General features: G+C 69.5%; 11 protein-coding genes and 1 tRNA gene. 2 read left to right on the top strand and 10 right to left on the bottom strand.

All coding sequences use genetic code 11. The features are described 5' to 3' along the window. Positions 1–14 precede the first annotated feature (14 nt). From thrS to ACWD3I_RS30785, 3 genes are all read right to left on the bottom strand, one after another. Entirely contained in the window at positions 15–1,991 is a 1,977-nt protein-coding gene (gene thrS, locus ACWD3I_RS30795) for a threonine--tRNA ligase (protein WP_365403411.1), read from the bottom strand. Between the two features lie 91 nt (positions 1,992–2,082). Then, positions 2,083–3,309 (bottom strand): hypothetical protein, encoded by a 1,227-nt coding sequence (locus ACWD3I_RS30790; RefSeq protein WP_365403414.1) that lies wholly within the window; start codon positions 3,307–3,309, stop codon positions 2,083–2,085. Continuing rightward, positions 3,306–3,872: a DUF4365 domain-containing protein gene (locus ACWD3I_RS30785; protein WP_365403417.1), complete on the bottom strand. Its 567-nt coding sequence runs from the start codon at positions 3,870–3,872 to the stop codon at positions 3,306–3,308. Before ACWD3I_RS30785 ends, ACWD3I_RS30790 begins: the two co-directional genes overlap by 4 nt. 168 nt (positions 3,873–4,040) lie before the next feature. Between ACWD3I_RS30785 and ACWD3I_RS30780 the strand changes: the two genes are divergently transcribed. Continuing rightward, positions 4,041–4,769, top strand: coding sequence for a 3'-5' exonuclease (locus ACWD3I_RS30780; RefSeq protein ID WP_365403420.1), 729 nt, complete (start codon positions 4,041–4,043; stop codon positions 4,767–4,769). Between the two features lie 56 nt (positions 4,770–4,825). Here the strand turns inward: ACWD3I_RS30780 and ACWD3I_RS30775 are convergent. Together ACWD3I_RS30775 and ACWD3I_RS30770 are read right to left on the bottom strand one after the other, a co-directional pair. Beyond that, a tRNA-Val gene (locus ACWD3I_RS30775) sits at positions 4,826–4,897 on the bottom strand. A gap of 39 nt (positions 4,898–4,936) precedes the next feature. Next, positions 4,937–5,383: an SRPBCC family protein gene (locus ACWD3I_RS30770; protein ID WP_365403423.1), complete on the bottom strand. Its 447-nt coding sequence runs from the start codon at positions 5,381–5,383 to the stop codon at positions 4,937–4,939. A gap of 86 nt (positions 5,384–5,469) precedes the next feature. On the opposite strand from ACWD3I_RS30770, the gene ACWD3I_RS30765 reads away from it, so the two are divergent. Then, a complete protein-coding gene (locus ACWD3I_RS30765; RefSeq protein WP_451084223.1) occupies positions 5,470–7,806 on the top strand; it encodes an SCO7613 C-terminal domain-containing membrane protein in 2,337 nt (778 codons plus the stop codon). 62 nt (positions 7,807–7,868) lie between these two features. Here ACWD3I_RS30765 and ACWD3I_RS30760 read toward each other — a convergent pair whose 3' ends face one another. The 5 genes from ACWD3I_RS30760 to ACWD3I_RS30740 all read right to left on the bottom strand — a co-directional run bounded on the left by ACWD3I_RS30760 (position 7,869) and on the right by ACWD3I_RS30740 (position 14,467). After that, a complete protein-coding gene (locus ACWD3I_RS30760) occupies positions 7,869–10,604 on the bottom strand; it encodes an exo-rhamnogalacturonan lyase family protein (RefSeq protein ID WP_365403429.1) in 2,736 nt (911 codons plus the stop codon). Positions 10,605–10,716: 112 nt separating this feature from the next. Beyond that, on the bottom strand, positions 10,717–11,316 hold the full coding sequence (locus ACWD3I_RS30755) for a hypothetical protein (protein WP_365403432.1): 600 nt from the start codon (positions 11,314–11,316) through the stop codon (positions 10,717–10,719). 24 nt (positions 11,317–11,340) lie between these two features. Next, positions 11,341–12,213, bottom strand: a complete 873-nt coding sequence (locus ACWD3I_RS30750; RefSeq protein ID WP_365403435.1) for a carbohydrate ABC transporter permease — start codon at positions 12,211–12,213, stop codon at positions 11,341–11,343. Beyond that, a complete protein-coding gene (locus tag ACWD3I_RS30745; protein WP_365403438.1) occupies positions 12,210–13,166 on the bottom strand; it encodes a carbohydrate ABC transporter permease in 957 nt (318 codons plus the stop codon). Before ACWD3I_RS30745 ends, ACWD3I_RS30750 begins: the two co-directional genes overlap by 4 nt. 14 nt (positions 13,167–13,180) lie before the next feature. Further along, positions 13,181–14,467, bottom strand: coding sequence for an ABC transporter substrate-binding protein (locus ACWD3I_RS30740; RefSeq protein ID WP_365403441.1), 1,287 nt, complete (start codon positions 14,465–14,467; stop codon positions 13,181–13,183). Positions 14,468–14,850: the final 383 nt, after the last annotated feature.

The raw sequence follows: 14,850 nt of genomic DNA, 5'->3' as shown, positions 1-14,850 counted from the left end.
GACCCTGCGAGGGATCAGACCTGGACCCGCTCCTCGACGACCTTCGCGATCTTCGCGAGGGCCTCGTCGAACGGGATGCCGTTCTCCTGCGAGCCGTCGCGGTAGCGGAAGGAGACCGAGCCGCCCGCCATGTCCTCGTCGCCCGCGATGACCATGAAGGGCACCTTCTGCTTCTGGGCGTTGCGGATCTTCTTCTGCATCCGGTCGGAGGAGGAGTCCACGTCGACGCGCAGACCCTGCTTCTTGGCCGCCGCCGCGAACTTCTCCAGGTACTCGACGTGCGCGTCGCCGATCGGGATGCCCACCGCCTGGACCGGCGCCAGCCACGCCGGGAAGGCGCCCGCGTAGTGCTCCAGAAGCACCGCGAAGAACCGCTCGATGGAACCGAACAGCGCGCGGTGGATCATGACCGGGCGCTGCTTGGAGCCGTCGGGGCCCGTGTACTCCAGGTCGAAGCGCTCCGGCAGGTTGAAGTCGAGCTGAATCGTCGACATCTGCCAGGTCCGGCCGATCGCGTCCTTGGTCTGGACGGAGATCTTCGGACCGTAGAACGCTGCCCCGCCCGGGTCCGGGACCAGCGGGAGGCCCTGCTTCTCGGCGACCTCGCGCAGCGTCTCGGTCGCCTCCTCCCAGACCTCGTCGGAGCCGACGAACTTCTCCGGGTCCTTGGTGGAGAGCTCCAGGTAGAAGTCCTCCAGACCGTAGTCCCGCAGCAGGCCGAGGACGAAGGTGAGCGTCTTGTCGAGTTCCTCCGACATCTGCTCACGGGTGCAGTAGATGTGCGCGTCGTCCTGCGTGAAGCCGCGGGCACGGGTGAGTCCGTGCACGACGCCGGACTTCTCGTACCGGTACACGGTCCCGAACTCGAAGAGTCGCAGCGGCAGTTCACGGTACGAGCGGCCGCGCGCGTCGAAGATCAGGTTGTGCATCGGGCAGTTCATGGGCTTGAGGTAGTAGTCCACGCCCTCGTCGAGCTGCATGGGCGGGTACATGCCGTCGGCGTACCAGTCCAGGTGCCCGGACGTCTCGAAGAGCTTCCCCTTCGTCGCGTGCGGGGTGTAGACGAACTCGTAGCCCTCCTCCTCGTGGCGGCGGCGCGAGTAGTCCTCCATGACCCGGCGGATGATGCCGCCCTTGGGGTGGAAGACGGCGAGGCCGGAACCGATCTGCTCCGGGATGGAGAACAGGTCGAGCTCGGAACCGAGCTTGCGGTGGTCGCGCTTCTCGGCCTCGGCGAGGAAGTCGAGGTGCGCCTTCAGCTCGTCCTTGGAGGGCCAGGCGGTGCCGTAGATGCGCTGGAGCATCGGGTTCTTCTCGCTGCCGCGCCAGTAGGCGGCCGCGTTGCGCATCAGCTTGAACGCCGGGATGTTCCGGGTGGTGGGCAGGTGGGGACCGCGGCAGAGGTCCTTCCAGCACAGGTCGCCGGTCTTGGCGTCGAGGTTGTCGTAGATCGTCAGCTCACCGGCACCGACCTCGACGTCCGCGCCGTCGTCGGAGGAGGCCGAGCCCTTGAGGCCGATCAGCTCCAGCTTGTACGGCTCGGCGGCCAGCTCCTCGCGGGCGTCCTCGTCGGTCACCACACGGCGGGAGAAGCGCTGCCCCCGCTTCTGGATCTCCTGCATCTTCTTCTCGATGGCCTTGAGATCCTCGGGCGTGAACGGCTTCTCCACGTCGAAGTCGTAGTAGAAGCCGTCCTTGACCGGCGGGCCGATGCCCAGCTTGGCCTCGGGGAAGAGCTCCTGCACGGCCTGCGCCATGACATGGGCGGTGGAGTGGCGCAGGATGTCGAGACCGTCCTTGGAGGAGATCTCGACGCCCTCGACCTCGTCGCCCTCGGCGACGACGTACGCGAGGTCCTTCAGCTCACCGGCCACGCGCGCGGCGATGATCGAGCGCTCGCCGGCGAAGAGCTCGGCGGCCGTAGTGCCCGTCGTCACCGTGCGCTCTTCCCGCTCGGAATCGCGTTGGATGATCACACGGACGTCTGACACCGGTCTCTCCTGACTGAAGGTGGATGCGGGCGCCGTACCGTGAGCGCGCGCAATAGGGGATCGTACCGACCCCGGACCCACCTCCGCGAAATCAGTCCCCTGCGGGGGCCTCCCCGCAGGCCTCCTCGAAGAAGTCGAGATTCTCCTGGAGGGACTTCATCAGCCGGTCCCGCTCCGCCTCGTCCACCTGCACGGGCGCGACCCCGGAGGCTCCGGTGAGCCGGCGGAACCCGCCCCGGCTCTCCAGCCTCCCGTGCACCCGCACCGGCAGCCCGACGAGGTGCGCGTGCCCCGCGATCCGGTACGCCTCCTCGTCCAGGGTGAGCCGGATGTACGGCACCTCGACGCCCGCGATCACCCGCAGCCGTACGCTGCCGTCCCCGCGCGGACCCGACCTGCGCATCCGCACCACCGCGCCGGTGATCCGCACCGGCACGGACGGCTCCTCGCGCAGATAGCGGGCCCCGGCCTCGCGCAGCACGGGCAGATCGCCGGGCGAGAACTCGACGGGCTCGACCCCCGCGGCACAGCCCGTCGGCACCCCGGCGGCCGGCGCCCACTCGACGGCGATGCGCGCGCCCTCGGTCCCGCGCACGAGGGCGATCAGCGCCTCGGTGAGCTCTCGGCTGACGCCCGCTTCGACGGCGCCGTCGAAGGCGTCCATGCCACCGGTGGCGCGCTGGTAGTCGATGGCCTCGCGGGCGGCGTACAGGGCCTGGTGGAGGCGTACGGCGAGGGGGCGCCCGTTGCCGACGGGCACGAAGGCGGTGAGGCAGCCGCCGGTCGCCGTACCGACGAGCACGCTCTCCATGAGGGTGGCGGCGGCGCGGCGGTGGCGGGCGCCGTAGTACCCGGCACGCGCGCGTGTGGCGAGCGCGCCGGCGAGCAGCATCTGGCGGGCGGCGGCGCGCAGTTGTTCCTCCACCGTCCAGGGCGCGGTGCCGCCCGGTCCGGTCGGTGCGTCCCGCCACCAGCGGATCTCGTCGCTGGGCACGGCGAGGCCGACGAGGACCTCGCGGGCGGAGGGCGTGCCGCTGCGGGCGAGGGCGACGAGCGCCTCGCCGAGCAGGTCGTCGCTGTCGGGGAAGGCACGGCTCTCGGGCACCAGCAGGCTGGTCCCGCCGGTGCCCTGACCGGGCGGGGTCCAGCGGCCGTAGCGTCCGGGGGCGCCGCCGCGGCGCTGCCAGCCGTGGCGGTGCAGCAGGGCGGCGAGGACCGCGGGGTCGACCTCGTCGGGTTCGGGGGCGCGGTCCCAGGCGGCGTCGACCGGGTGCGGTCGCACGGGCCGCAGCGCCTCCTCCAAGGGGCGGTGGGTCATGGTCTGCCTCCCGTCCCGGTCCGCGTCATGATCTCGCACAGCGCCCGGTCGTCGAAGATGCGTGAGGTCGGTATCCGCACGGTGGTACGGGTCCGGCCGGTGATCGGGTGGCCGGCCAGGTTGACCCAGTAGCAGCAGTGCCTGAGGTCGAGCCGGTCGTGGCTGGCGCGCAGCCAGTCGTCCTGGGATCTCGGCACGAGCATGACGACGAGGATCTTGTGCACCGAGACGGGGGTGCGCGCGAGCTTGCGCAGATGGTCGTTGTCGAGCGTGAAGGAGAAGAACCGTCCCGGGGGGTTCGGCGGGACCTGGTACGTGCACTTGAGCTGCACCTTGATGGTGACCTCGTCGTCGACGGTGTGCCCGGGCGAGCCGTGGCTGACGTGCCAGTCGATGCCGTTGTCCGGGAAGGGTTGCGACAACGAGCAGCCGGCCGCCGCAGCGACGGCGTGCAGATAGCCCACCTGCAGGGTCTCCATGCAGGCGGTGGTGGCGAGTGTGCCGCGAAGGGGGCCCGTGCGCTCGGGCAGCAGCCCGCCCCGCTCGGGCTGCGCTATCGCCATGACCAACAGCCTTCCACGTTCGGTGAATTCGCACCGCGGGTCGCTGAACTGCAACGACCCGTATTCCTGTTGTGTCCTTCCGGCGTACGGCGCAAACAGCCCGGGTATCACCAAACAGGCAGAAGACGGTGCGTCAGCTGCCGTGGGTGAGCGAGGGGTTGAGTTGGAATGACGTGCTGGTACGAAGGGCCCCTGGCCGCCTTCGACACGGAGACCACGGGCGTCGACGTCGAGACCGACCGGATCGTGTCGGCCGCCGTCGTCGTCCAGGACGCCCCGGGTACCCGGCCGCGGGTGACCCGGTGGCTGGTGAACCCGGGTGTTCCGGTGCCGGAGGCGGCGACGGCGGTACATGGACTGACGGACGACCATCTGCAGCGCAACGGCCGCTGGCCGGCGCCGGTGATGTACGAGATAGCGGAACACCTGACCGAGCAGGCCGCCGCGGGCCGCCCGCTGGTGGTCATGAACGCGCCGTTCGATCTGACCATCCTGGACCGGGAGTTGCGCCGCCATCGGGCTTCGTCGCTGGACCACTGGTTCGATTCGTCGCCGCTGCTGGTGCTGGACCCGAGGGTCCTCGACAAACATCTGGACCGCTACCGCAAGGGCCGTCGCACGCTGACGGACCTGTGCGCGCACTACGAGGTCACGCTGGACGGCGCGCACGACGCGGGCGCGGACGCGCTGGCCGCGCTGGATGTCGTACGAGCCGTGGGGCGCCGTTTCGCGGCCCGGCTCGAGCGGCTGAGCGCGGGCGAGCTGCACGCCCTTCAGGCCGGGTGGCACGCGGCGCAGGCGCGGGGGCTGCAGGCGTGGTTCGCGCGCAGCGGCACCCCGGAGGTGGTGAACACGGCGTGGCCGCTGCGTCCGGAGCTGCCCGCGGCGGCCGCCTGAGGAGGGTCTCGACACAAAGAAGCCGGTCCGCGTGACGCGGACCGGCTTTCTCCCGGTGGGCGATACTGGGTTCGAACCAGTGACCTCTTCGGTGTGAACGAAGCGCTCTCCCACTGAGCTAATCGCCCGGGAACGGACTGAACAATACAGGTCCCCGCGCCCTTCCTTCAAACCGCTTGCAAGTACGCGACCAGACCCCGTCGTCCGGCCCGCATCATCAGCCAGTGGTTGGCACGGAACACCGGCCGTCCGGGCACGGCGAGGCGCCTCAGGAGCGGTTTGTTCACGTCGACCACCTGCTCGTAGCGGGCGAGGCTGCGCGCCCCGTCCCCGTCGATCGTCCAGCGCGCCCATCCCTCCAGGTCCCCGGTCATGGCGATCTCCAGCACTCCGGCCGCCCGGTCGCGCCGCACCTCTCGCGCGGTGAAGACCAGGTCGTAGGGCAGGGTGGCCCGGATCGTGATGACGCCGGTGGTGTCGTCGAGGCGGTTGACCTCGCGGACCTGGGGCCACCAGCGGGGGTAGTCCTCGGCCTGTTCCAGGGCGTCGTAGACGGTGGCGGGCGACGCGCTCAGGGCCCACTGCGTGCGGAAGCGGTAATGGGTCCAGTCCATGCACAGAGTCTGCCCGCACTGATCTGAGTACGTTCTGAGTACGCGCACTCATGCCGTACGACGTGACGCGGACCACACTCCAAGACATGACGCACATCCCGCCCCCGGCCGAGGAGCTCCGGCTCCTCGATGCCGAGCTGTGGCAACTCGACCGGCGCCGGGCGCAGTTGCTGACCCGACGCGCATGGCTGGTCGCCGCGCTGCAGCCGCGGCCGACGACGAACCCGGCCCCTGTGGCCTCGCCTCGCCCGGAGACCAGCGCTCCCGGCGTGCAGAACCTTCTTCTGCTGCTGGGCGGTGTCCTGCTGACGATCGCCGCGATGGTGTTCACGCTGGTCAGCTGGGGGCATCTGGGGATCGCCGGCCGGGGTCTGGTGCTCGGCGCACTCACGCTGGCCGCGCTCGCCGCTCCGCTGCCCCTGCTGAAGCGCGGGCTGCGCTCGACGGCCGAGTCGGTGGCGGGTCTGGGTCTGGCGCTGACGGTGCTCGACGCGTACGCGCTGTACGAGGTCGCCTTCCCCGGGACGGGCGGCGCGGGCTACACGGCTACCGCGTCGGCGCTGCTGGCAGGGCTCTGGCTGGCCTACGGCCTGCTGCCGCGGGCGGCGGAGCTGCGTCTGCCCCTCCCTGCCGCGCTGACCGCGGCCCAACTCCCGCTGTTGTGCTGGGGGATCTCGTCCTCCATGGGCGCCCACGGCATCGCGGCCGCGCTGCTGGTGACGGCCGCGTTCGACACAGTTGTCGCGCTCCGGGTGACGCTCGGGCCCGTACGTCTCGTCGCCACCGTCGGCGCGTACGGCCTGGGCTCCTCGGGCGCACTGACGGCCGGCTGGTTGTCCTGGACGGCCACCGGTCCGAGCGCCGCCGCCCGTGCGGCGGCGCTCATCCTCCTCGCGGCGGCGATCGCCCTGGGCGCGGCCTGGCGCGGCGGCCTGGGCAAGGGCCACGCCACCGGCCTCGCCGTGACCTCGGGTCTCCTCGCGGTCGCCGCGCTCGGCGGCGCCGTCCGCCCCGCGGTGCCGGACGCGTGGACGGTTCCGGTGCATCTCGCCTGCGGGATCGCCCTGTTGGCGGCCGTGCGGATCGGTCGGCTGCCGGAGACGGTACGCAACGGACTGGCCTGGTCCTCCGCCTCCGTTCAGGGGCTCGCGGTGCTGTGGGCGCTGCCGCTCGTGGCGCTCACCCTGCTGGGGCCGGTGGCCTGGACCTCGCGGGCATGGTCCGGGGCGCCGGCGAACATGCGTGAGGCGGTGACGGTGGACGCGCCCTGGCCGCCGGACATGGCGGCGGCTCCGCTCGTCCTGGTGGCCGTCGCGGCGGTGCTCGCCCTGGCGGCCAGGAACACCGCCCGGCACGCCCAAGCCCTGACCGGCGCACTGGTGCTCACCTGGGCCGCGGCCCTGACGGTCCCGGCGGTCCTCGAACTCCCCTACACGACCGGCCTGTTGACGCTCGGCGCCCTGACCGCGGTCGCGCTCGCCGCTCCGTACGGGCAGCCGACGGCGACGATCCTCGCCCTCGCCACCTCCGCCAACCTCGCCTGCACCGCACTGGCCTCACAGACGGCGACCCTCACCGCGCTCGGCGCCCTCACCGCGTTCTTCGCGGCGGTCTCCTGGCGGCTCACGTCCATCACGGCCCCGGCCGCCCTCGCGTACGCCACCGCGCTGGCCTGCGCGACGGGAGCGGCCGCGGACTGGCAGCCGCAGCACACCGCGCTGTTGGTCCTGGTGGTCCCGGTGGCCGCGGCCCTGATCGCACCGCGCGTGAGCGAGCGGATTCCCCTCGAGGCGGCGGGTGCCGTCGCCGGACTGCTCGCCATCGGACTCGCCGCGACCGACCTGCCGATGCTCGCCCTGGTCCTGGCCCTGTGCGGGGTGATCGCCGCGGGCACGGCGATCCGCCCGGACCGCCGTGCCGTCGGCTACGCGGCAGCCGTCCTGTTCGTCCTGGCGACCTGGGTACGCCTGGCGGCCTGGGAGGTCGACATGCCCGAGGCGTACACGATCCCGGTGACCGTCCCGGCACTGGTAGTCGGCTTCCTGCGCAGGCGCCGCGACCCACAGACCTCGTCCTGGACCGCGTACGCCCCCGGCCTCGCCGCCACGCTCCTCCCGAGCCTGGCCACGGCCTGGACCGACCCGAACTGGACCCGCCCCCTCCTCCTGGGCCTGGCCACCCTGTCGCTGACCTTGCTGGGCGCCGGCTACAACCTCCGCGCACCCCTCCTGCTGGGCGGCACGGTCCTGGCCCTGGACGCGCTGCACGAACTCGCCCCGTACATCGTCCAGGTGACCGACGCCCTCCCCCGCTGGGTACTTCCCGCCCTGGCCGGCATCCTCCTGCTCACGCTGGGAGCAACGTACGAGCAGCGCATCAGGAATGTCCGCAGGGCGCGAGAAATCCTGGGGAAGATGAACTGACGCACGGGGCGCGGGGAACTGCGCGACCAGCCACGACGGTCCCGCAGCTCCCCACTCACCTGTTACGGCATCCTGTCCCCGAGCAGCGCCAGGTTCTCGATCGCCGCGAGCCCGTACAACGCGGTGTCGTTCGTGGACACCCAAGCCGCCTCACTGCCCGGCACCAACGCCACCGGCCCGCTCAGCTCCTCCGTCTTCCAGGGCGCCGACTCCTTGTACCCGTCGGAGTTGTAGAACTTGTCCCACGCCCGCTTGACGAGCTTCTCGTCCCCGGTCTGCACAGCCGCGTACGCGTCGAGCCGCGAGTGCCCCTGGAACAGCAGCAGCGTGCCGAAGTTGGACCCGTACCGCGCCGCCTGCTCGGCCTTGGTGGCGTTGAAGTAGCGGCAGTAGTCGTAGTACGCCTCGTTGAACTTGGGGATGTCGACGAGGTCGATGAGCTCGGCGCACAGCTCGTTGAGCCCGAAGACCGCGGAGAGGTGCGAGACCCCGACCACCGGTGCCGAGGCGACCGCGAACTTGCCGGTGTCGAGGTCGTACAGCCCGGTCCCCTGCACGAACCCGTTCGGCTGGGCGCCGATCGTCTCCATGGTCGACAGCACGCGCGCCTTGGCCTTCTCCCACTTCGGCCCCTTGCGCTCCCACTCGGTCAGCCACGCCGACACGAGCCCGCTCCAGTCCGTGCCGAAGCCGATCGACAGCGCGTGCCGGTCGGGGGTGTACGGCTCGGTGCGGATCTTGCGGATGGGGTCGAGGACGAGGAAGGTCTCGTCGGAGTCGACGTTGGCGTGCATGAGGTCGCCGACGCGCTCGTCCGCGGTGAGGAAGTAGTAGTAGCGGCGGTACGTCGTGTTGGCGATGCGCTGCTGCTTGGCGCTGTCGGCGTAGTGCTGCACACCGTGGCGGGTGCCGAGCCCGGCCCACTTGCCCAGGTGGTAGACGTCGACCTCACCGGTGTGGCGGGTCATCGCCTCGGCGAAACGGAAGATGTCCGCGCGGCCCGAGCGGAGGTACGCGAACCAGAGCCAGAGGTCCGGCGACAGCTCGGAGTTGTCCCAGGCGTAGCCACCGATGTCGTACCGCCACTGGTGCCGCACCGTGTCGTAGGTGTGCATGATGTCGCCGTAGTCCCAGAAGCCGTACCAACGGCGCTGCTCCACCTGGTCCTTGTAGTAGGTGAAGAGGAAGTCGAGGTGGTCCTCGATCTTCGCCTTGGCGGGCGTGGAGCGGTCGGGCTCGGAGTACAGGCCCGGGCCGAAGACCTTGGCCTTGATGAGCTGCTTGGGCGGCGCGGCGAGCTGCGGCAGCACCCGTACGGCCTCGACCTGTTCGGCGAGCTTCGCCGGGGCCGGGGTCGTCTCGTTGGCCCAGAACAACAGCTCCGACGTACGCGCGATGCCGTACGGGGTGCCGAACTCGGGCTCGTAGTCCTCGTAGGTGATGTTGAGGCCTTCGAGCTGCTCGGCGAAGGTGTCCTGGCCCATGCCGTCGTGGTAGAAGCGCAGGTCCATCGGCTGTGCCTCGGGCGACCAGAGCCAGAGGGTGACCTCGGCCTCGTCGGTCTGGGCGTCGCGGATGTCGAGCTGGGCGGGGAACTTCTCCCAGAAGTCCCGCAGGCCGAAGGAGAGTCCGCCGCTCGCGCCACCGACGTAGCCGAAGCCGGACGCCCGCTTGCCGCCGCCCGCGCCGATCCAGCCGTGGCCCTTCTTGGTGCGCTTGCGCAGGTTGAAACCGTCGGCGGAGAGCTGGGAGAGGGTGTAGTCGCCCCACTCGGGGATGTACTGGAGGCGGGTGGTGACCCGCTGGTCCCAGGTGGCCGGGTCGGGCAGCTTCTCGCCCGCGTACTGCGCCGCCTGCACGGCCGCACCGGGGTCCCGGCGCAGACCGGTGATGCCCTTGACGGCCTCGCGCAGCAGACCGGTGCCGTCACCGCCGATGCGGATGTGACGGTCGTAGGACTGGTCGCGCATCGGCACGGTGAAGCGGACGCCGATGCCGCGGATGAAGTCGCCGCTGGCCTTGCCCGGCTCCTGGGTGCCGTCGAAGGTGATGGTGTGCACCATGCGGAAGGAGTCGGCGCCCGCGTAGAAGTACAGACGGATGGAGAACGGCAGCCAGCTCCGGTTGCCCTTGCGGTGCTTGCCGTCGATGCGGACGACCGCGCGGACCGGGCCGTCCTGCTCGACGGTGACCTCGGAGATGGCGCCGTCGAAGCGCTCGGTCTTGACCGCGCCCTGGTCCTCGTCCTCGATCTCGGGCTGGCGGATCAGCACGAGCTTGCCGTTCTTGGCGATCTCGGTGGAGCCGCGGGTGACCGACTTGATCAGGGTGGCGCCGGACTTGCCGATCTTCGCGGTGATGACACCGGTGGAGACGGTGATGGTGCCACCGCTCTTGTCGACGGTGACCTTCTTGTCCGGTACGGCGGCCTCGCCGGCGGCGAGGGTGAGCTTGCCGTCGCCCGAACTCACCGCGTGGGCGGTCCACTTGAGGGACCCGTCCGGCCAGTAGGCGATCGGCCAGGACTGCACGGGCACGGACTTGCCGTCCGCGTCCGTCAGCGCGAAGGTCTGGTCGTCCTGGTAGGTGCCCTTGGGCCAGGGCACGCCGAGGGTGGAGCCGGGTGCGGCACCCAGCCCGCCGTCCTCCAGCCAGTCCAGGGTCACGGGATCGGCGTCGGCCTCCGCGGCTCTCGGCGCGGCCTGCGCGTCCTTGGCTCCTAGGGCCCAGCTGAACTGTGCGGCGGCGCCGGCCACGGCGGCCGCCTTGAGGATGGACCTGCGGGGGATGGGAGACATAGGGGTCCTGCCTTTCCTTCCGTGCGGGAAGCTTTTTCCATGCAGGTGGTCAGGGGCATGACAGAGAGAGGTACGACGCCCGGGCGCCGACCTGGTGCGAGGGCACCGCCCGTCAGCGGCGCCGGTAGCGCTCCTCGACGGCGACGGCCGCGGCCGCGACGGCCCCGAGGACGGGGACCGCCAGCGGTGCGATGAACATGGCGGACAGGGCCACGACGCCCAGCCCGCAGACGATCAGGAAGGACCCGGCGGGATCGAGCACGGTCCGCCGCCCGGCGTCCGCGAGCAGCAGCCGCCAGGCGTCACCGGGCGTCCAGTGCGCCGCCGCGCGCAGCAGGGCCACGACGAGTCCGATCAGCGCGAAGATGCCGACGGCCCCGACGAGCGGCCCGCCGGGCAGCCCGGCCCGCGCGGCCAGGACGTCCACCCAGACGACGGCGGCCACCGCCCACCCGGCGAGCCCGACGACCCACCCGCCGCGCAGGGCCGTACGGAAGTCCACGACGAACTCCCGCCAGCCACCGCTCTCGTGCGTCGTACGACGCCGCAGATGCCGTGCGCCGGCGGCGAAGGCCGCGGGATAGGTGACGACCCCGAGACAGGCCACGGCGATCCACACCCCGGTGAGCAGGGACTCGGCGAAGACCGCGAACCGCTCACCGAACATGGACCCCCTGCGCCGGGAGCGGGCCTTCACTCGTGCTTCCGCCATGGTGACCGCCTCAGTCCTTTCCGCTCACTTCAGTCCGGACGTCGCCATACCGTCGATGAGATACCGCTGGAAGGCCATGAAGAAGGCGATGACCGGTACCAACGCCACCAGCGACATCGCGATCATGCTGCCGTAGTTGGAGATGCCCTCCTGATCGCGGAACATCATCAGACCGAGCGAGACGGTGTACTTGTCCGGGGTGTTGAGGTAGATCAACGGCCCCATGAAGTCGTTCCACGCGTTGATGAAGGTGAAGATCGCGCTGGTGATGAGGGCGGGCCGGCACAGCGGCAGCACGATGGACCAGTAGGTCCGCAGATGCCCGCAGCCGTCGAGCTTGGCGGCCTCGTCCAGTTCCTTGGGGAGGCCGCGCATGAACTGCACCATCAGGAAGACGAAGAACGCTTCCGTGGCCAGGAACTTGCCCGCGACGAGCGGCACCAGGGTGTCGGTGAGCTCGAGCTTGCGGAACATCACGTACTGCGGGATGAGCAGGACGTGATACGGCAGCAGCAGCGTGCCGATCATCAGCGTGAACAGCAGGTTCCGCCCGGCGAACCGGATCTTGGCGAAGGCGTACGCGGTCAGCGAGCTGGACAGCACGACACCGGCCACGGCGAGCCCCGCGTACATCAGCGAGTTCGTGAAGAACGTGCTGATGGAGATGCCGGAGATACCGTCGGCGAGCGCGGAGAAGTTCTCCCAGACCGGCTTGACGGGCAGCAGGTCGATGCTGGCGATGATGTCCTTGCTCGGCTTGAACGAGGCACCGATCACCCAGATCACCGGGTACAGGACGACCGCGAGGACGGCGAGCGAGCCCACGTGCCAGGCGATCGAACCGGTGCGCTTGCGCTCGTTGGCGGTGCGCACGGCGGGGGTGCTGACACTGGTCACTTGGCGGCCTCCTCGTAGTGCACCCACTTCTTCTGCGACCAGAACAGGACCGCCGTGACGAGCGCCACCGCGACCACCAGCGTCCAGGCCATCGCGGAGGCGAAGCCCATCTGGGCCTCCTTGAAGCCCTTCTGGTAGAGGTAACAGGTGTAGACGAGGGTGGCGTCGGCCGGCCCGCACTGGGTGTTGGAGACCACATAGGCGGACCCGAACACCTGGAACGCGTGGATGGACTCCAGCAGCACGTTGAAGAACAGCACCGGGGAGATCATCGGCAGCGTGATGTTCCAGAACCGCCGCAGAGGTCCGGCCCCGTCCATCTCGGCGGCCTCGTACAGCTCCTGCGGAACCTGCTTGAGACCGGCCAGGAAGATGACCATCGGCGCGCCGAACTGCCAGATGCTCAGGGCGACCAGCGCGTAGATGACGTAGTCCGGGTTGCCGATCCAGCCGCCCACGTCCAGCCCGAAGACCTTCTGCGTACGATCCACGATCGCGTCGTCCGAGAACAGCGCCCGCCACACGAAGCCGACGGAGACGCTGGCGCCGATGAGCGAGGGCATGTAGAACGCGGCCCTGTACAGCCCCTGCCCGCGCCGTTTCTGCGCGAGCAGCAGTGCGACACCGAGCGCGAGCAGCAGCTTCAGCGGGGTGGCCACGACGACGTACTTCAGCGTGACCTCGACCGACTTCTGCCAGCGCGGGTCCTGGAACATGGTCGTGAAGTTGTCGAAGCCCACCCACTCCGGTGGAGTGAAGAGGTTGTAGCGGGTGAACGCGTAGTACAGCGACGCGATCATCGGCCCCGCCGTGAGGACCAGGAATCCCGCGATCCACGGCGACATGAAGAGATAGCCGGCGATGTTCTCGCGGCGCCGCCCGCGCCGCCCGGCGGAAGGAGCGGCGGACCGCTTCTTCGCCGGACGCGCGGGCGCTTCCTTGACGAGCGTCATGGTGGTACGTCCCCTCAGCCCGCGAACGCGGCCTTGGCCTCGCTGAACAGCGCCTTGGCGGCGTCGGCCGGCTTGGTCTTGCCCTGGGAGACCTCGCCGCCGATGCGCAGGAACGCCGCCTCGATGACATCCGCGCCGGACGGGTGCGGAGTGATCTTCCCGAGCACACCGGCCTTGGCGACCTCGTCCTCGTAGGCCGCGACGCCCTTGTTGTTGGCGTCGGTGGGCTTGAACGCGTCGTACTGCTCGGTCGTGGAGAGGATGCCGCGGTCGTAGCCCATGATCTTGCCGACCTCGGGGTCGTGGACCATGAAGCTGATGAACTGGGCGACTTCCTTGGGGTGCTTGGTCCCGGAGAAGGCGCTGAGCATCAGCGAGCCGAGGTACTGGCCGGTCTGCTTGCCGTCCGTGGTGGGGATCGGCGCGAGCCCGTAGTCCGACTCGCCCTCGCCCTCGTAACGGATGGAGAAGTTGTCCCAGGTGAATTCGGACGCGGCGAGCCCTGCCGAAAGACCGGACTTGGGCTGGACCTGCTCGATCTTCTTGGGGTCGGTGACAAGCCCGGACTTCACGCGCTTGTACCCGTCCGACCACCACTGCGTCAGATCGTCCTCGGTGAAGCCGAGATCGGAGTCGGTGAAGAACGCCTTGCCGTTCTGACGCAGATACAGGTCGTACAGGTACATGATGCCGAAGTAGCCGGTGTCACCGGCGATCTTCAGCTTGTCCTGGATCGTCTGGAGGGCGTCGAAGTACTCGTCCCAGGTCCAGCCCATCTTCGCCTCGACACCGGCCTTCTTGAAGGCCTTCAGGTCGATGACGAGCGCCATGGTGTTGGCACCGACGGGGATACCGAGCTGCTTGCTGTCGACCTGACCGTTCGCCAGAACGCCGTTACGGAAGTTCTCCAGGCTCAGATTCCCGGCGTCCGCCTGCGCCTTGAGGTCCAGAAGAATGCCGCGCTTGTCGTACTTGCGCAGGAAGCCGACAGCATTCTGGAATACGTCCGGCGGATTCCCGCCGGAGGCCTGTGTCTGGAACTTCTCCCAGAACGCCTGGTAGTCGGTGAATTCAGGCTTGATCTTGATCTTCGGGTACTTCTTCTCGAAGGCCGCGATCGCCTTCTTCATGGCGATGGTGCGCGGCTCTCCACCCCACCATGCGTAACGGAGTGTCACCGTCCCGTCCCCGGAACCGCTGTCACCACCGCACGCGGTCGTCGCTCCCAGCCCGATGGTGGCGGCCGAGGCCCCGGCCACCTTCAGGATCGTACGCCTCTCAACATTCTTGCTGGTTCCCATGGTTGGGCCCCCTCCCCGCAGCGTCATTGCCGCCTGCATGAATCGTTTCAAGTAAGCGCTTGCTGGCACAAGCTACGAGGGGCCTCGGAGTGCGTCAATGATTCGGACAGGATTTTCTTGTGGGCCCGCTGGGCGAGTTGACGGCACGTCGGAGCCGAGTGATCCCACAAAGGACGCGAAGTCGCAGGTGAGACGCGGGCATTCGACGGATCGAACGCGAACTGGCCTGTCGCACCCGGACGTTGTCCGGCCGAAACTCGTCGGCGATGCGGAGGGCCCGGAACGACGTCGGCCCGTCTGCACTGAGGCAGACGGGCCGACGGTCCGAGTGGGCGATACTGGGTTCGAACCAGTGACCTCTTCGGTGTGAACGAAGCGCTCTC

The sequence above is a fragment of the Streptomyces sp. NPDC002817 genome, from assembly GCF_053592055.1.
This window is presented reverse-complemented; position numbering and strand designations above follow the sequence as displayed.